Below are 17,467 nucleotides of genomic sequence, written 5' to 3' on the forward strand. Positions count from 1 at the left end.
CGGTGGGGGACGAAGCGACGTGACAGCTGAAACTATTATCCAGAGTCTTGCGAGCGGCCTGCTGATGGGGCTGCTTTACGGACTGATCGCCGTCGGCCTGGCGTTGATTTTTGGCCTGATGGACGTCGTCAACTTCGCCCATGGCGAATTCCTGATGCTGGCGATGTACGTGACATTCTTCCTGTTCACGTTCTTCGCGATCGATCCGCTGCTGTCGGCGCCGCTCGCCGCCGCCGCCCTGTTTGTTCTGGGGGCGGCGGTCTATCTCGTGATCGTGCGGTTTGCGATGCGTGCCAAGGCCAATGTCGGCATGGTGCAGATCTTCGCGACCTTCGGCCTCGCGATCGTGATGCGCGGCCTGGCGCAGCTGTTCTTCACGGCCGACTACCGCAGCGTCCCCAACTCATGGCTCGGCGGCAAGACGGTGTCGGTCGCCGGCATCTTCCTGCCGCAGCCGCAGCTGTTCGGCGCGCTGGTCGCGATCGCCGCGTTCGGTGGGCTCTATCTGTTCATCAACCGCACCGATTTCGGCCGTGCGCTGGAGGCGACCCGCGAGGACCCCGGCGCGGTGGCCCTCGTCGGCATCGACAAGAACCGCGTGTTCGCGCTCGGCTGGGGCCTCGGCGGCGCGCTGGTCGGGCTTGCCGGCGCCATCATGGCGACCTTCTTCTACATTTATCCCGACGTCGGCGCATCCTTCGCACTGATCGCCTATGTCACGGTGGCGCTCGGCGGCTTCGGCAGCGTGTTCGGCGCCTTCGCCGGCGGCATCGTCGTCGGTCTGGTCGAAGCCACCACTGCGTTGATCCTGCCGCCATCGTTGAAGTCGGTCGGCATCTACGCGGTCTATCTGCTCGTCGTGTTCATTCGGCCGCGTGGCCTGTTCGGGTCGATGTGATGGACAAGCAATTCGTCGAGCGGCGCCGCCGCGACCTCATCACCGCCGCCGGTCTCGCCGCCGTCGCCGCGATCGTGCCGCTGTTCGTCAAGGACGTCTACGTCCAGAACATCATGGTGCTAACGCTGATGTATGCGGCGTTGTCGCAGAGCTGGAACATCCTGTCCGGCTATTGCGGGCAGATATCACTCGGACACGCGCTGTATTTCGGGCTCGGTGCCTACACCACCGCGCTGCTGTTCACCAAGTTCGGCGTGCTGCCCTGGTTCGGCATGATCGCCGGCGGGCTGATCTCGGCCGCAATCGCGATGGCGCTGGGCTATCCCTGCTTCCGCCTCGGCGGCCATTACTTTGCGATCGCCACCATCGTGATCGCCGAGATCGGATTGCTGCTGATCCAGAACTGGGATTGGGCGGGCGCGGCCCTCGGCATCGACATTCCCGTGCGCGGCGACAGCTGGCTGAAATTCCAGTTCACGCGCTCGAAACTGCCATACTTCTACTTCGCGCTGGTACTCGCCTGCATCGCCTGGTTCGTCACCTGGTGGCTGGAAGATTCCAAATGGGGCTATTGGTGGCGCGCGGTGAAGGACAATCCGCAGGCGGCCGAGAGCCTCGGCGTCGTCGTGTTCAACTCGAAGATGGGCGCGGCGGCGGTCTCCGCCTTCCTGGTCGCGGTCGGCGGCAGCTTCTATGCGCAGTTCGTTTCCTACATCGATCCTGGAAGCGTCATGGGCTTCCAGTTCTCGCTCTTGATGGCGTTGCCGGCCGTGCTGGGCGGCATCGGCACGCTGTGGGGGCCGTTGCTCGGCGCCGTCATCCTGATCCCGATCACCGAGCTGACGCGGTCCTATATCGGCGGCTCCGGCCGCGGCGTCGACCTCATCGTCTACGGCGCGCTGATCGTCCTGATCGCGCTCGCGCGGCCGGAAGGGCTGGTCGGCCTGTTCTCGCGCCGGCGCAAGGAGGCCACGCGATGACAGCGCTCCTGGAAACCCGCGGCGTCTGGCAGCGCTTCGGCGGCCTGATCGCCAACAGCGACGTCTCGATCTCGGTTGAGCGCGGCGAGATCGTCGGCCTGATCGGCCCGAACGGCGCCGGAAAGTCGACGCTGTTCAACCTGATCGCCGGCGTGTTGCCGCCGACCCAGGGCTCGATCATCTTCGACGGCGAGGACGTCACCAATCTGCCGGCGGCCGCGCGCTGCCAGCGCGGCATCGGGCGCACCTTCCAGGTGGTCAAGAGCTTCGAGACCATGACGGTCATCGACAACGTCATCGTCGGCGCTCTCGTGCGCAATACCGTGATGCGCGAGGCCCGCCGCAAGGCGCATGAGGTGCTGGAGTTCACCGGCCTTGCCGCGCGCGCCGACGTGCTCGCGAGCGAACTCGTGCCGGCCGAGAAGCGCCGCCTCGAAGTCGCGCGTGCGCTCGCGACCGAACCGAAACTGTTGCTGCTCGACGAATGCCTCACCGGCCTCACGCCGACCGAGGCACAGACCGGCGTGGCGCTGGTGCGCAAGGTGCGCGAGACCGGCATCACCGTGCTGATGGTCGAGCATGTCATGGAAATCGTGATGCCGCTGGTCGACCGTGCCATCGTGCTCGACCTCGGCAAGGTGCTGGCCGAGGGCAAGCCTGCCGACGTCGTCCGCGATCCCAAGGTGATCAAGGCATATCTGGGAGATCGTCATGCTGTCGGTGCGTGAAGTCACGACCGCCTATCAGGGCCTGGTCGCGATCTCCGCGGTCTCGATCGAGGTCGAGAAGGGCGAGATCGTCTGCGTCGCCGGCGCCAATGGCGCGGGCAAGTCGACACTGCTGAAATCTATCGCCGGCGCCGAGCGTCCGCGCTCGGGCACGGTGACGTTCGACGGCAAGCGCCTCGACGGCATGGCGCAGCATCTCATCACCGCAACCGGCATCGCCTATGTGCCGGAGAACCGTCGCCTGTTCCCGCGCCTGTCGGTGCGGGACAATCTCCGCCTCGGCAGCTACCTCTACCGCGGTGATGCGAACCGCGAGGGGCCGCTCGACCTAGTCTTCAACCTGTTCCCGCGTCTCCAGGAACGTTTGGAGCAGCGCGCCGAGACGCTCTCCGGTGGTGAGCAGCAGATGCTTGCGATCGGCCGCGCCCTGATGACGCGCCCGCGGCTGCTGATGCTGGACGAGCCCTCGCAGGGCATCATGCCGAAGCTGGTGGACGAAATCTTCCAGGCGGTGAAGCGCATCCGCGACGCCGGCATGACCGTGCTGATCGTCGAGCAGCGCATGTCCGAGTGCCTGGAGATCGCCGACCGCGCCTACATCCTGCAGACCGGCCGCGTGCTGATGCAGGGCTCGGCCTCGGAGATGATGACCAATCCGGACGTGAGGAAGGCGTATCTCGGATTGTAGCCGCTCGCTGCGATCCCTATCCTGATTGCTTCTTGTTCCGGTTCTTGCTTGCGCCGCGCAGCGCTGACGCGGGTGCCGAGGGTTGTCCGAAGCCATTCATCTGGATGCAGGCGAGCAGGTCGACATAGCTTTCGATGCCGGCGGCGGAGGCCTCGGCGGTGCATTGGGTGCGAATTGTCTCCGGCGTTGTCGGCCAGATGGGCCCGAGCTGTTGCTGTGCGGTTTGCTCGTCGCCCATGCAGGCCTCGTAGGACTGCGGCTCGGTCAGCGACTTGTCGATCTCCTGAGTTGCCTTGCAGTTGGCCTCGACCTTGAGATCGGGGACGCCGCGCGTAGACGTCTGCGCGCTTGCGGAAATTGGCTGGGCAATAAAGCAGGCAGCGAAGAGGAGGGCGCAGGATACTCTGAAATCCATGACGGTTCTCCTAGCGATCGATAAAACAACTCCTTCAGTCAATTACAGGGGGATCATGTGCTCGCGATCCCGGTGATGCAAATCAATTCCGGCAGTGTCAGACGGTGTCGTAGCCCGGATGAGCAAAGCGATATCCGGGGCCGCTGGTCCCGCGTATCGCTCCGCTCATGCGGGGGGCCGTTACCCCATCTACGATCGTCTCGTTCCACAATCTCTGCCGTCATCCTGAGGTGCGCGCTCTTTGCGCGCCTCGAAGGATGGGCCGCAAGCGCCCGTAGCCCATCCTTCGAGGCTTCACCTTGCGATGCATGGCATCGCAAGGCTCGCACCTCAGGATGACGGCAGTGTGTGTGGCACGCGGGCGGGCCAGGATCGCTATCGAGATCGCGACTTCGATGCGGCGATCAGCATCTGTTCCACAATCCCCTCAAGCTCGCTTTTGGCGATTGGGTCGGTGTACGGTTGTACCGATTTGTCCCACCAATGATGGTGGCGTCCTGCCTTATCAAGGACACGGGCCGCTGCCTCGACCTCTGCGTCAGTCGGTTCTGTCGCTTCAGCCACCGCATGCGAGTGCTCGTGCCCATGCTCCGGCAGCGTCACCCCGAACACCTTCACGAGATCCGTCACCTGCTCCGGCGACAGATACCGCGGGTTCATCCCGCGCAGCAGCAGGTACAGCTTCGCCGTCTCCTCCAGCTCCTCTGTGGCGAACACCGCGGCTTCCAGCGTGTCGCCGGCGACGACGGGGCCGTGATTGGCGAGCAGCACGGATGAGTATTTACCGGCCAGGCCCTTGATCGCATCCGCCACCGCCGGGTCGCCCGGGCGGTAATAGGGCACGAGCGCGGTGGCGCCGCACTTCATCAGGTAATAGGCGGTCATCGGTGGCAGCGCGGCGCGCGGGTCGATCTCGGGTAGCATCGAGAGTGCCACCGAATGGGTCGAATGCAGGTGCACGATCGCGCGCGCGCTGCCGCGCGTGTCGTAGAGCGCGGTATGCAGCGGAACTTCCTTGGTCGGGGCATCGCCCGAAATCAGCCGGCCGGTTTCGTCCAGCCGCGACAGCTTTGCGGGATCGAGGAAGCCGAGCGAGGCGTTGGTCGGCGTCACCAGCCAGCCGCCGCCGTCCAGCCTGACGCTGATATTGCCGGAGGAGCCCGGCGTCAGCCCGCGCTCGAACAGGGACCGCCCGAAGCGGCAGATATCCTCACGCAGCCTTGTCTCGTTGCTCATGGCCGTCATGCCTGCTTGTCTCACGCTTTGGCAGCGCGGCCAAGCCGTGTTATGCGGTTGCCAAGCTGCCGCAAAGGGCGGCTATTCGGGAAACGTTCGCAAGGGTCAGTTGCATATGTCCGCCTCCACGTCACAAAATCAGCGTATCGCCGTCGTCGGGCTCGGCTCGATGGGATTTGGCATGGCGACCTCGCTGCAGCGCGCCGGCCATGCCGTCACCGGCTGCGATGTCTCGGCTGATGCGGTGGCGCGGTTCGTGAAGGACGGCGGCGCAGGCGCCAAGACGCCGGCCGAGGCGGCCAAGAGCGCCGACATCGTCGTCAGCGTCGTCGTCAATGCCGCCCAGACCGAGGCGATCCTGTTCGGCAAGGATGGCGCGGCCGAAACCATGCCGAAGGACAGCGTGTTCGTCTCCTCCGCCACCATGGACCCGGAGGTGGCGCGACGCCTCGCCAAGCAACTGGAGGCGACCGGCCGGCATTATCTGGATGCGCCGATCTCCGGCGGCGCGCAGCGCGCCGCGCAGGGCGAGCTGACGATTCTCGCCTCCGGCAGCCCGGCCGCCTTTGCAAAGGCCCGGCCGGCGCTCGATGCCATGGCCGCAAAGCTCTACGAGCTTGGCGATGCCGCTGGCCAAGGTGCCGCTTTCAAGATGATCAACCAATTGCTGGCCGGCGTGCACATCGCCGCCGCCAGCGAAGCGATGGCGTTCGCGGCCAAGCAGGGGCTCGACATCCGCAAGGTCTATGAGGTGATCACCGCCTCTGCCGGCAATTCCTGGATGTTCGAGAACCGCATGCCGCACGTGCTCGACGGGGACTACACGCCGCGCAGTGCCGTCGAGATCTTTGTCAAGGACCTCGGCATCATCCAGGACATGGCGCGTAGCGCCAGATTCCCGGTGCCGGTCTCGGCCGCCGCCCTCCAGATGTTCCTGATGACGGCTGCCGCCGGCATGGGCCGCGATGACGACGCGTCGGTCGCGCGCATGTATGCGCAGGTCACCGGCGTGAAGCTGCCCGGCGACAAGTAAACCAGAGGATTTGCAATGCCCCGTTTCGCCGCCAACCTCTCGATGATGTTCACCGAGGTGCCGTTCCTCGACCGCTTCGATGCCGCCGCGCAAGCGGGATTCACGGCCGTCGAATTCCTCTTTCCCTACGAGCATCCGGCCGAGGTGGTCGGCGAGCGGCTCAAGCGCAACGGCCTCACCCAGGCGCTGTTCAACCTGCCGCCGGGCGACTGGAATGCCGGCGAGAAGGGTTTTGCGGCGCTGCCGGCGCGCTTCAATGATCTCAAGGCGAGCCTGGAGACCGCGCTGCCCTACGCCAAGGCAACCGGAGTCAAGCGACTGCACCTGATGGCCGGCATCGCCAATCGCGGCGAGCGCGTCGCGATCGAGGCATTCTACAAGTCGGTGGCGTGGGCCGCCGAATTCTTCGCGCCGCACGGCATCGACATCGTGCTCGAGCCGATCAATGCCCGCAACGTGCCGGGCTACTTCCTCAACGATTTCGGCTTCGCGCGCGACCTGATCCAGGAGCTGCGGCTGCCGAACCTGAGGCTCCAGTTCGACATCTATCACTGCCAGATCATCCACGGCGACGTCACCATGCGGCTGCGCGAGATGATGCCGATCATCGGACACATCCAGATCGCCAGCATTCCCTCGCGCAACGAGCCCGACGGCGAGGAGCTGAACTATCCATTCCTGTTCGAAGAGCTCGACCGGCTCGGCTATGCCGGCTTCGTCGGCTGCGAATACAATCCGCGCGGCAAGACCACTGACGGCCTTGCCTGGTTCAAGCCCTATGCGGGAGTGAAGCCGTGACTCTTGCGCTTGGTTGCATCGCCGACGACTACACCGGCGCCTCCGATCTCGCCAACACGCTGACGCGCGCGGGCCTGCGCACGGTGCAGACCATCGGCGTGCCCTCCGACGATCTGGCGCTGCCGGAGGTCGATGCCGTCGTGGTGTCCTTGAAGAGCCGATCGATCGAGGCCGGCCTTGCCGTATCGCGCTCGCGCGCGGCGGACAAATGGCTGCGCGGCCGCGGCGCGAGCCATGTGCTGTTCAAGATCTGCTCGACCTTCGATTCCACCGACGCCGGCAATATCGGTCCCGTCATGGACGCGCTGCGCGCCGACTGCGGCGAGGCGAACGTGCTGGTGACGCCGGCCTTTCCGGAGACGGGCCGCACCGTCTACCAGGGCAACCTCTTCGTCGGCGCGGTGCCGCTGAACGAGAGCCCGCTGAAGGACCATCCGCTCAACCCGATGCACGATTCCAACCTGGTGCGCGTGCTGGCGCGCCAGAGCAGGACGCAAATCGGCCTCGTCGATCTCGCCACTGTCACGCGCGGCGCGGACGCCGTACGGGCGCGGCTGGCGGAGCTCGCGGCCAAGGGCATCGGCGCTGCGATCATCGACGCCGTCTTCGACCGTGACCTCGAGACCATCGGTCTCGTGGCCGCCGAACATCGGTTGTCGGTCGGCGCCTCCGGCATCGGCCTCGGGCTGGCGCGGGCGCTGGTCTCGACCGGCAAGGTCAAGTCGGCTGCGTCGAGCAACGAAGCCGGCGCTGCGGTCGGCGGATCGGTGGCGTGTCTTGCCGGAAGCTGCTCGCAGGCGACGCTTCAGCAGATCGCGAATGCCGAGCGTGTCATGCCGGTGTTGCATCTCGATCCCGAGCAGATCGTCGCGGGCGCCGGCGAAGCACAGCGCGCGCTCGCCTGGGCGAAACCCCGGCTTGCCGACGGTCCGGTGCTGATCGCTTCGAGCGCGACGCCGGAAGCCGTTGCCGCCGTTCAGGCACGCCACGGCCGCGATGCCGCTGGCCATGCCATCGAGCAGGCCATGGCCGATATCGCCGAGGGGCTGGTGCAGGCCGGCGTCCGGCGCTTGATCGTCGCCGGTGGCGAGACATCCGGCGCCGTGGTCGACCGGTTGAGAATTCCGGGATTTCTCGTAGGAGTAGAGATCGCTGCGGGAGTCCCGGTGCTGCGCGCGGTCGGCGCAGAGGCGGGCGACATGCTGCTCGCTCTGAAGTCCGGAAATTTCGGCGGCGCGGAGTTTTTCTCGGACGCGCTTAGGCTCATGCGCTGAGCGCAGAGCATTCTTAGCTGCCTGTTCATTTGTTTCTGGCTTCCGTACTCGTACGGAGTCGTCGTTAACATCTGCGCAGGTGCTCTGGTGTCGGATGTCGGTGCTGCTCCCTTTGGTTGATTCGTAAACTTCTGGCACCGCGCCAGCACAAAGAGACTCCGATTATGCTCGCCACCATTTCCATCCGCGCCAAGATCATCAGTGTCGTGGCGTTCCTGCTGGTCGCGATGGCCGGCATGGGTCTGCTCGCCGTCACGAAGATGCGGTCGATGAACGCCAACACGGTCGACATCACCACGAGCTGGATGCCGAGCGTGCGGGTGCTGGGCGAGCTCCGGGCCTCTGTCATCACCTATCGCAGCGTGGTCCGCGAGCACATGCTGGCCGAGACCATGGAAGAAAAGCTCGCGATGGAAAAGACCGCGGTCACCACCGGCGAGACCCTGGCCAAGGCCCGCCAGAGCTACGAGACCATGATCACCTCGCCGGAGGAGCGGGCGCTCTATACCGAATGGTCCAAGCTGTGGGACGACTACAAGAAGAGCGCGGACGAGGTCTTTGCGTTGTCGCGCAAAGAGGTCGGCAAGATCCCGCACGAGGCGCATGAGCTGAACGTCAAGACCGCCAACAGGATCGGCATCCAGTCCGACGAGGTTCTGCGCAAGGACATCGATCTCAACACCAAAGGTGGCGACCAGGCCGCCCGGGATGCAGACAACAGCTATTCCTTCGCGTTCATGCTGCTCTCGATCATCCTTGGCGTCGCCGTCATCGCCGGCATCGGTGTCGGCTTCTATCTCGTCCACGACGTCTCCAGCGGTATCAACTCCATCACCCTGCCGATGCAGGCGCTGGGCAGGGGAGACCTCTCTGCCGAGGTCCCGCACCGCGGTGAGAAGACGGAGATCGGCGCCATGGCTGACGTGCTCCAGGTCTTCAAGGAGGCGCTGATCGCCAAGAAGGCCGCCGACGAGGCCGCCGCGGCCGATGCCGAGGCCAAGATCGAGCGCGGCCGCCGCGTCGACAACATCACTCGCGAATTCGAAACGATGATCGGCGAGATCGTCCAGACCGTCTCATCGGCCTCGTCCCAGCTCGAAGCTTCCGCCTCGACGCTGACCTCGACCGCCGACCGCTCGCAGCGGCTGGCGACGACCGTTGCCGGTGCTTCGGAGGAAGCCTCGACCAACGTGCAGTCGGTGGCCTCGGCCACCGAGGAGATGGCCTCGTCCGTTGGCGAGATCAGCCGTCAGGTGCAGGAATCGGCGCGGATGGCGGGCGATGCCGTCGGCCAGGCCCGTGCCACCACCGAGCGCGTCAGCGAGCTCTCCAAGGCGGCCTCCCGCATCGGCGACGTCGTCGAGCTGATCAACACCATCGCCGGCCAGACCAACCTGCTGGCGCTGAATGCGACCATCGAGGCGGCGCGCGCGGGCGAAGCCGGCCGCGGCTTCGCCGTGGTCGCCTCCGAGGTGAAGGCGCTGGCCGAGCAGACCGCGAAGGCGACCGGCGAGATCGGCCAGCAGATCTCCGGCATCCAGGCGGCAACCAATGATTCGGTCGGCGCGATCAAGGAGATCTCCTCGACCATCGAGCGCCTGTCGGAAATCTCCTCTGCGATCGCGGCGGCCGTGGAAGAGCAGGGCGCGGCGACGCAGGAGATCGCCCGCAACGTGCAGCAGGCGGCGCAGGGGACCCAGCAGGTTTCCTCCAACATCACCGACGTGCAGCGCGGTGCCACAGAGACCGGCACGGCCTCCTCGCAGGTGCTGTCGGCGGCGCAGATGCTGTCGAACGATTCGAACCGGCTCAGGACCGAGGTCAGCAAGTTCCTGACCAACGTTCGCGCGGCGTAAGCTGCCGACGCCGGGCTCCAACTGCCTCCCCTATGTTGTCCCGGCCCCCCGTGCGCAATTGCGCACCAGGCCGGGACGACGCCGTGATGTGCTTCCCCTCGCATAGCTGCGATGTCGATTTCGCAGTGCGGTAGCAGGGAAGTGAATGCAGGATAGTGCCTGGTTATTAGCGTTTCCGGCGGTGCTCGGTTAAAGGGGAAACAGGATCCCCGTGGGGGGCGGATTCCGTATCCCTGCCTGACCTGGAATTGCCTGGCGCATGATTGCTCTGGTTCGCATTGCCCTGAGCCGGCCCTACACGTTTGTCGTGCTGGCGCTCCTGCTGCTGATCATCGGACCGCTGGCAGCGCTGCGGACGCCGACCGACATCTTCCCGGATATCCGCATCCCCGTGATCGGCGTGGTCTGGCAGTACACCGGCCTGCCGCCGGACCAGATGTCCGGCCGCATCACCACGCCGTTCCAGCGCGCGCTGACCACGACCGTCAACGACATCGAGCACATCACCGCCAATTCCTATAACGGCTTCGGCATCATCAAGATCTTCTTTCAGCCGAACGTCGACATCCGCACGGCCAACGCCCAGGTCACGGCGATCTCGCAGACGCTGCTCAAGCAGATGCCGCCGGGCGCAACGCCGCCCTTGATCCTGAACTACTCCGCCTCGACCGTGCCGATCATCCAGGTGGCGCTGTCGGGCGACGGCCTGACCGAGCAGAACCTCGCCGACATCGGCATCAACCAGCTCCGCACGCCACTGGTCACCGTGCCCGGCGCGGCGATCCCGTATCCGTTCGGCGGCAAGCAGCGCCAGGTCCAAATCGATCTCGATCCGACCGCGCTCCAGGCCCGCGGGCTATCAGGCCAGGACGTCGCCAATGCGCTTGCTGCCCAGAACCTGATCACGCCAGTCGGCACCCAGAAGATCGGCCAGTTCGAATACAACATCCAGCTCAACAACTCGCCGCTGCGGATCGACGAGCTCGGAAATCTGCCGATCAAAACCGTCAACGGCGCCATGGTCTATGTGCGCGACGTCGCGACCGTGCGCGACGGCAATCCGCCGCAAACCAACATCGTCCATGTCGACGGTAACCGTTCGGTGCTGATGATGGTGCTGAAGGCGGGCGCGACCTCGACGCTCGATATCATCGCCGGCATCAAGCAGAAGGTGATCGAGGTCAAAGACCAGCTGCCGGACGCCCTAAAGATCGGCTTCATCGGCGACCAGTCGGTGTTCGTCCGCGGGGCGATTCAAGGCGTCGCCTTCGAGGGCGTGATCGCGGCGCTGCTGACCAGCGTCATGATCCTCTTGTTCCTCGGCAGCTGGCGCTCGACCATCATCATCGCGGTGTCGATCCCGCTCTCGGTGCTGGGCGCCATCATCATGCTGTCGGCGATCGGCGAGACGCTGAACATCATGACGCTCGGCGGCCTCGCACTCGCGGTCGGCATCCTCGTCGACGATGCCACCGTGACGATCGAGAACATCAATTACCATCTGGAGCAGGGCAAGCCGGTCGAGCAGTCGATCCTCGACGGCGCCAACCAGATCGTGACGCCGGCCTTCGTCTCGCTGCTCTGCATCTGCATCGTGTTCGTGCCGATGTTCTTCCTCACCGGCGTCGCGCGCTTCCTATTCGTGCCGATGGCGGAAGCGGTGATGTTCGCGATGATCTGGTCGTTCATCCTGTCGCGCACGCTGGTGCCGACCATGGCGAACTATCTGCTCAAGGCGCATGTCCATCACGAGGGCGAGCCGCCCAAGTCGCGTAATCCGCTGGTATGGTTCCAGCGCGGTTTCGAGAAGCGGTTCGAGCGCATTCGCGGCGGCTACCATAACTTCCTCGGGCTCGCGCTGGCGCATCGCGCCGTGTTCGTGATCGGTTTTATCTGCGTGGTCGGCGCGTCCTTCGCGCTGGTGCCATTCCTCGGCCGCAACTTCTTCCCCGCGGTCGATGCCGGCAACATCCTGATGCATGTCCGCACCCAGGTCGGCACCCGCGTCGAGGAGACAGCCAACCAGCTCGCCGACGTGCAGAAGGCGGTGCGCAAGCTGATCCCGGGCGAGATCGAGACCATGACCGACAACATCGGCATGCCGATCTCCGGCATCAACATGACCTACAACAACACCGGCGTGATCGGTCCGCAGGACGGCGACATCCAGATCAAGCTGAAGGAGGGCCACAAGCCGACCGAGGAGCATGTGAAGGTGCTGCGCGAGCAGCTGCCGCGCCTGTTCCCCGGCGTCAGCTTCGCCTTCCTGCCGGCCGACATCGTCAGCCAGATCCTGAATTTCGGCGCGCCGGCGCCGATCGACCTGCAGATCCGCGGCGCCAATCTTGCCGCCAACTTTGCCTATGCCAACAATCTGCTGGCGAAGGTCCGGCGCATTCCGGGCGTGGCCGATGCGCGCATCCAGCAATCGCCGAGCAACCCGACCTTCAACATCGATGTCGACCGCACCCGCGCCCAGTATGTCGGCCTGACCGAGCGCGACGTCACCAACAGCCTCGTGGTCAATCTCGCCGGATCCTCGCAGGTCGCGCCGACCTACTATCTCAACCCCGACAACGGCGTGTCCTATTCGATCGTGATGCAGACGCCGCAATACCAGATCGACTCGCTCAGCGCGCTGCAGACCCTGCCGATCACCGCGGCAGGCAATGCGCAGTCGCCGATCCTGGGCGGCATTGCTGACATCAAGCGCTCGACCTCCAGCGCGGTGGTGTCGCAATACGACATCCAGTCGATGGTGCAGATCTTCGCCACGACCTCGGGCCGCGATCTCGGCGCGGTCGCCGCCGACATCCGCAAGGTGATCGCCGACACCGCGAAGGAGGTGCCGAAGGGCTCCTCCGTGGTGCTGCTCGGCCAGGTGCAGACCATGAACAGCGCCTTCACCGGCCTGCTGTTCGGCCTGCTGGGTGCCGTCGTGCTGATCTACTTCCTGATCGTGGTGAATTTCCAGTCCTGGTCCGATCCGTTCGTGATCATCACGGCGCTGCCGGCCGCGCTCGCCGGCATCGTCTGGATGCTGTTCATGACGGAGACGACGCTCTCGGTTCCGGCGCTCACCGGCGCCATCATGTGCATGGGCGTTGCCACCGCCAACAGCGTGCTCGTGATCTCCTTTGCGCGCGAGCGTTATGAGGAGCTCGGCGATCCCATCGCCGCGGCGCTGGAAGCCGGCTTCGTCCGGTTCCGCCCCGTCCTGATGACCGCGCTCGCCATGATCATCGGCATGGCGCCGATGGCGCTGGGGCTGGGCGAGGGCGGCGAGCAGAACGCGCCGCTCGGCCGTGCCGTGATCGGCGGCCTGATCTTTGCAACCTTCGCCACGCTGATGTTCGTTCCCGTGGTATTCAGCATGGTCCACAAGAAACAAGGCGCCAAAGCCGCCGCCTCATTGGAGACCCCGCATGTCGCCCACTGAATCCCGCTCGGCGGTGTCGCACCGGAAACTGGGCATTTTCGGCGTGGTGGCGCTGATTGCGGCAGGCCTTGTCGTCGGCACCGGCATCCGCGCCCGCGAGGAACAAGGCTCCAAGCTGAAGGAATGGACCGATGATCAGGCGGTTCCCAGTGTCGCGGTGACACTGCCGAATGCCAAGGCCCTGAACGCCACCATCGATCTGCCGGGGCGGCTCGAGGCCTATTATCGCGCGCCGATCTTCGCCCGCGTGAGCGGCTATCTCAAAAGCTGGAGCGCCGACATTGGCGCCCGCGTCAAGGCAGGGCAGGTGATCGCCGAGATCGAGGCGCCGGACCTCGACCAGCAGCTGCTTCAGGCCCGCGCCGACCTCGCGAGCCAGCAGGCCAGCGCCAGGCTGTCGGAAGCAACGCTGAACCGGCGCAAGACGCTGGTCGCCTCCAACTTCGTCTCCGCGCAGGAAATCGACGAACGCACCGCCGATCTCTCCAACAAGAACGCCGCCGTCAATTCGGGCAAGGCCAATGTCGAGCGGCTGGAAGCGCTCGCCGGCTACAAGAAGATCACCGCGCCATTCGACGGCGTGGTGACGGCGCGCGATACCGACGTCGGCGCGCTGATCAATGCCGGCGGCGGCTCGGGCCCGGCGATGTTCGTGATATCAGACATCACCAAGCTGCGCGTCTACGTCAACGTGCCCCAAAATTACGTCCCGGCGATCAAGATCGGCGCCAAGGCCACCATCGCGCTGCCGGAGTACCCGAACCGGACTTTCCAGGCGACGGTGGAGGCCTCCTCGCAGGCCGTCGACGTTGCCTCGGGCACCACGCGCATGCAGCTTGGATTGGATAACTCTTCGGGCGAGTTGATGCCCGGCGGTTATGCCAGCGTGAAGCTGAGCCTGCAGCGCGACTCCGCGCCGCTCAGCATTCCCGCCAGCGCCTTGATCTTCAACGGCAGTGGCCTGCGCGTTGCGACCGTCGGTGCGGACGACAAGGTGCTGTTCAAGACCGTGACCATCGCCCGCGATCTCGGCCGCGAGATCGAGCTCGCCTCGGGCATAGCTGCCGATGACCGCGTCATCACGGCCCCGCCGGACGGCCTGTCGGATGGCGATCAGGTCCGCGTCGTCGGCGCCGGCGCCAAGGGCAAGCCGGCGACCGCGTCGGAGAAGCAGCCGCCGAAAAGCTAGGCTCGGTCTTGTAGGGTGGGTTAGCCGAAGGCGTAACCCACCACTTCTTGCGCGGGAACAAAGTTGGTGGGTTACGCCTTCGGCTAACCCACCCTACGAGAGCTACGCCACCCGCCACTCCGGCACGCCATCGGCTGCCATGATGATTTCGCCAGTCGAGCCTACCGGCGTGCGATCCATGTTCAGCAAGTGCCCCAGCGTCGCGCTATCGCTCGCCGGAATCCGCGCCAGCGTACGGCGATCGTCCTGCGTCCGCAGCATCACCACGCCGTGCTCGACCTCGCCGCCACGGCCGTAGAGCACCGTAAAGCTCTCGACCTTGCCCTTGCCCGAGGCTTCCGTCATGAACTCCGGCACCGCGCGCTTGTTGCGATCGGCCTCGCCTTGCACGCTCGTCTCCTGCGTCAGCGCCTCGCGCGTCGGCGCCTTCGCCACGACCAGCGCGTGATGCTTGGTGACGAAGCCGCCTTGCCCGTAGAGCAGGCCGAGTTTTGCGCCATCGCGCACACGCCGCACCATCGCGCAAGCCGCATGCGTCATGTAAGTGTTGAGCGGCGCGCCGAAGAAGGTGAGGCCGCCGGTCACGGTCGGCTGCACGTCGGCCGAAAGCCCCAGCGTCCGCCGCGCCATCTTGGGCACGCAGGGGAAGCAGCTGTAGAGCTCGATCGCGTCGAATTTTCTGCCATCGCCCCCGGCGAGGTCCGTCACCGCTTTCAGCACGGCGTTCTGTGGATGGCTCTCGTAGAACTGGTCGCGCAGCAGATAGTCGCGAGGCTCCTCGGCCGAGGCGCCGCCGAGGGGATAGACCAGCTTATCCTCGGCGATGCCTGCCGCGCGCGCCTTGGCAAGGCTGGTCAGCAGCAGCGCGCCGCCCATGTTGACGCTGGGGTTGGCGACCATGAGCTTGTTGTAGGGCCACGCGATCAGCCGGTTGTCCGCCGTCGGCGTCGTGATCTCCTCAGGCGCATAGCGCCGCTTCAGCCAGGCATTGGGATTTTGTGCGGCGGCTTCCGAATAGCGCGACCACAACGTGCCCGACTCGGCCATCGCTTCGCGCGGCGTCTGGCCCCAATGCGCGGCGGAGGCGGCTTCATAGAACGGATAGACGGTGACCGGTCGGAACACGCCGAGCTTGACCGCCAGCGGCTTTTGGAACGCTGCGCCGCGTTTGGGCTCCTCGACGTCATGGGCGAACGGTGTCCATGGCAGTTTTGTCCCGGCGCGCTCCGCCTTGGTCGCTGTCGACTGCGCCTCCGCGCCGCAGATCGCGGCGACGCTGCATTCGCCGCGCGCGATGCGCTTTGCCGCTTCGTGTATGTAGCGGATCGGGCTCTCGCCACCGACCGGGCCGTAATAGCAATGCTGGGGCGAGACGCCGAGGCGCTGAGCCAAAAGCTTCTCCGGATCGCGATAGCGCCAGCTCAGGAAGTTGACGACGTCGAGCGACTGCACCTCACCGAGCAGCTTTGCGCCGGCATCCTGCTCGGCGCGTCGCAGCGCCTGCTCGAGCAGATCGAGCGGCTCGAGGCCCTCGGTGATCTCCCTGGGGCGGTCGACGATCTCGCCGATGCCGACGATGACGGGGATGCGGTCTTCGGGGATATTGGTCTTGTCTGTCATGCTTCAATTCACGATGTCAGTTGTTTCGTCATTGCGAGCGTAGCGAAGCAATCCAGAATCGTTCCGCGGCGGCAGCCTGGATTGCTTCGCTGCGCTCGCAATGACAGGAGGGGCCTACTCCGCCACCAGCGCATTCATGTGCTCGACGGCTTCGGCAAACTCTTCCTTGAACTCCTGCACCACCGCTCCCGCCGACTTCACGCTGTCGATCAGCCCGACGCCCTGGCCGACAAAATAGCTGACGAGGTCGCGCGCCTTGGCGTTGCCGCTTGCGGCCGCGCGGTCGATGGCGTTGAAGGCGTCGCGGCTGACGATGCTTTGCAGCGGCATCGGCAGCGCGCCCGGGCTGTCCGGCGCGCGGTCCCAGGCATCGGTCCAGACCGAACGTAATTGCCGCGCCGGCTTGCCGGTGCGGCCCTTCGAGCGCACCGCATCGCGCGAGGAGGCCGCGATCATCTTCTCGCGGAAGATCTCCGTGGTCTCGGCCTCGACGGTGGCGAGCCACACCGAGCCGGTCCAGGCGCCGGCCGCGCCCATCGCCATGCAGGCCGCCATCTGCCGTCCCGTCATGATGCCGCCGGCAGCCAGCACCGGCACGTCGCGGATCGGCTTGATCGCCTTGATCACCTCCGGCACCAGCACCATGGTCGAGACCTCGCCGCAATGACCGCCGGCCTCGGTGCCCTGCACCACGAGGATGTCGACGCCGGCTGCGACCTGGCGCAAAGCATGCTCCTTGGCGCCGACGAGCGCTGCGACCGGCACGCCGTGCTTCTTGCCCATCTCGATCATCGCCTTCGGCGGCACGCCCAGCGCATTGGCGATCAGGCGGATCGGATGATTGAAGGAGACCTCGAGCAATTGAAGCGCCGTCTTGCCGTCGAACGGCTGCGGCTGATTGTCTGCCACGTCGGTGGTGGTCAGCTCGATATCGTATTTCTTCAGAAGGTCGCGCGTGTAGTTGCGGTGCTCTTGCGGCACGCGCGCTTCCAGGCTCTTCCAGGTGACGTCCTTCTCGCCCGCCGTGGAGATGTTCTCGGGGATCAGCACGTCGATGCCGTAGGGCTTGCCGTCGATGTGATCGTCGATCCATTTCAGCTCGCGTTCGAGCGTATCGGGCGTGTGCACGGTGGCACCTAACACACCGAAGCCGCCGGCGCGGCTGACGGCGGCAACGACGTCGCGGCAATGGCTGAATGCGAGCAGCGGGAACTCGATGCCCAGCATGTCGCAGATCGGCGATTTCATGGTTCTCTCCCGGCGGCCCTCGCGTTGCTGTTGTTGCTTTCCCTGCGAAGGCCGTTCGACGCTAA

General features: G+C 65.4%; 13 protein-coding genes and 1 pseudogene. 10 read left to right on the forward strand and 4 right to left on the reverse strand.

Annotated elements, in window-relative coordinates:
• The first annotated feature begins 19 nt into the window (after positions 1 to 19).
• The 4 genes from JQ603_RS26585 to JQ603_RS26600 are packed head-to-tail and all read left to right on the forward strand — an operon-like array spanning position 20 to position 3,294.
• Positions 20 to 898 (forward strand): branched-chain amino acid ABC transporter permease, encoded by an 879-nt coding sequence (locus JQ603_RS26585; RefSeq protein ID WP_018648089.1) that lies wholly within the window; start codon positions 20 to 22, stop codon positions 896 to 898.
• Positions 898 to 1,878, forward strand: coding sequence for a branched-chain amino acid ABC transporter permease (locus JQ603_RS26590; protein WP_212343634.1), 981 nt, complete (start codon positions 898 to 900; stop codon positions 1,876 to 1,878). The genes JQ603_RS26585 and JQ603_RS26590 overlap by 1 nt, the downstream gene beginning before the upstream one ends.
• A complete protein-coding gene (locus JQ603_RS26595) occupies positions 1,875 to 2,606 on the forward strand; it encodes an ABC transporter ATP-binding protein (protein ID WP_212343635.1) in 732 nt (243 codons plus the stop codon). Before JQ603_RS26590 ends, JQ603_RS26595 begins: the two co-directional genes overlap by 4 nt.
• The gene (locus tag JQ603_RS26600; protein ID WP_212343636.1) at positions 2,590 to 3,294 is read left to right on the forward strand and encodes an ABC transporter ATP-binding protein; all 705 of its coding nucleotides are present in this window, start codon (positions 2,590 to 2,592) and stop codon (positions 3,292 to 3,294) included. The genes JQ603_RS26595 and JQ603_RS26600 overlap by 17 nt, the downstream gene beginning before the upstream one ends.
• A 16-nt stretch (positions 3,295 to 3,310) precedes the next feature.
• Here JQ603_RS26600 and JQ603_RS26605 read toward each other — a convergent pair whose 3' ends face one another.
• Together JQ603_RS26605 and JQ603_RS26610 are read right to left on the reverse strand one after the other, a co-directional pair.
• Complete coding sequence (locus JQ603_RS26605) at positions 3,311 to 3,709, reverse strand: hypothetical protein (RefSeq protein ID WP_212343637.1); 399 nt, start codon at positions 3,707 to 3,709, stop codon at positions 3,311 to 3,313.
• Between the two features lie 573 nt (positions 3,710 to 4,282).
• A pseudogene (locus tag JQ603_RS26610) lies at positions 4,283 to 4,954 on the reverse strand (aldolase); the annotation flags it as partial.
• A 37-nt stretch (positions 4,955 to 4,991) separates the two neighbouring features.
• Here JQ603_RS26610 and ltnD point away from each other — a divergent pair.
• From ltnD to JQ603_RS26640, 6 genes are all read left to right on the forward strand, one after another.
• Positions 4,992 to 5,978, forward strand: coding sequence for an L-threonate dehydrogenase (gene ltnD / locus JQ603_RS26615; RefSeq protein ID WP_433996655.1), 987 nt, complete (start codon positions 4,992 to 4,994; stop codon positions 5,976 to 5,978).
• Between the two features lie 15 nt (positions 5,979 to 5,993).
• Positions 5,994 to 6,776 (forward strand): 2-oxo-tetronate isomerase, encoded by a 783-nt coding sequence (gene otnI / locus JQ603_RS26620; RefSeq protein ID WP_212343639.1) that lies wholly within the window; start codon positions 5,994 to 5,996, stop codon positions 6,774 to 6,776.
• Positions 6,773 to 8,050: a 3-oxo-tetronate kinase gene (gene otnK / locus JQ603_RS26625; protein ID WP_212343640.1), complete on the forward strand. Its 1,278-nt coding sequence runs from the start codon at positions 6,773 to 6,775 to the stop codon at positions 8,048 to 8,050. The genes otnI and otnK overlap by 4 nt, the downstream gene beginning before the upstream one ends.
• 164 nt (positions 8,051 to 8,214) lie before the next feature.
• The gene (locus JQ603_RS26630; protein WP_212343641.1) at positions 8,215 to 9,906 is read left to right on the forward strand and encodes a methyl-accepting chemotaxis protein; all 1,692 of its coding nucleotides are present in this window, start codon (positions 8,215 to 8,217) and stop codon (positions 9,904 to 9,906) included.
• Between the two features lie 259 nt (positions 9,907 to 10,165).
• Positions 10,166 to 13,345 (forward strand): efflux RND transporter permease subunit, encoded by a 3,180-nt coding sequence (locus tag JQ603_RS26635; protein ID WP_212343642.1) that lies wholly within the window; start codon positions 10,166 to 10,168, stop codon positions 13,343 to 13,345.
• Complete coding sequence (locus JQ603_RS26640) at positions 13,332 to 14,534, forward strand: efflux RND transporter periplasmic adaptor subunit (protein WP_212343643.1); 1,203 nt, start codon at positions 13,332 to 13,334, stop codon at positions 14,532 to 14,534. The genes JQ603_RS26635 and JQ603_RS26640 overlap by 14 nt, the downstream gene beginning before the upstream one ends.
• 102 nt (positions 14,535 to 14,636) lie before the next feature.
• On the opposite strand, the gene JQ603_RS26645 is transcribed toward JQ603_RS26640, so the two are convergent.
• Both JQ603_RS26645 and JQ603_RS26650 read right to left on the reverse strand, forming a co-directional pair.
• On the reverse strand, positions 14,637 to 16,154 hold the full coding sequence (locus JQ603_RS26645) for an acetyl-CoA acetyltransferase (RefSeq protein ID WP_212343644.1): 1,518 nt from the start codon (positions 16,152 to 16,154) through the stop codon (positions 14,637 to 14,639).
• Positions 16,155 to 16,268: 114 nt separating this feature from the next.
• On the reverse strand, positions 16,269 to 17,402 hold the full coding sequence (locus JQ603_RS26650; protein ID WP_212343645.1) for a nitronate monooxygenase: 1,134 nt from the start codon (positions 17,400 to 17,402) through the stop codon (positions 16,269 to 16,271).
• Positions 17,403 to 17,467 lie beyond the last annotated feature (65 nt).

Source organism: Bradyrhizobium liaoningense (genome assembly GCF_018130825.1).
Classification (GTDB): Bacteria; Pseudomonadota; Alphaproteobacteria; order Rhizobiales; family Xanthobacteraceae; genus Bradyrhizobium; species Bradyrhizobium liaoningense_B.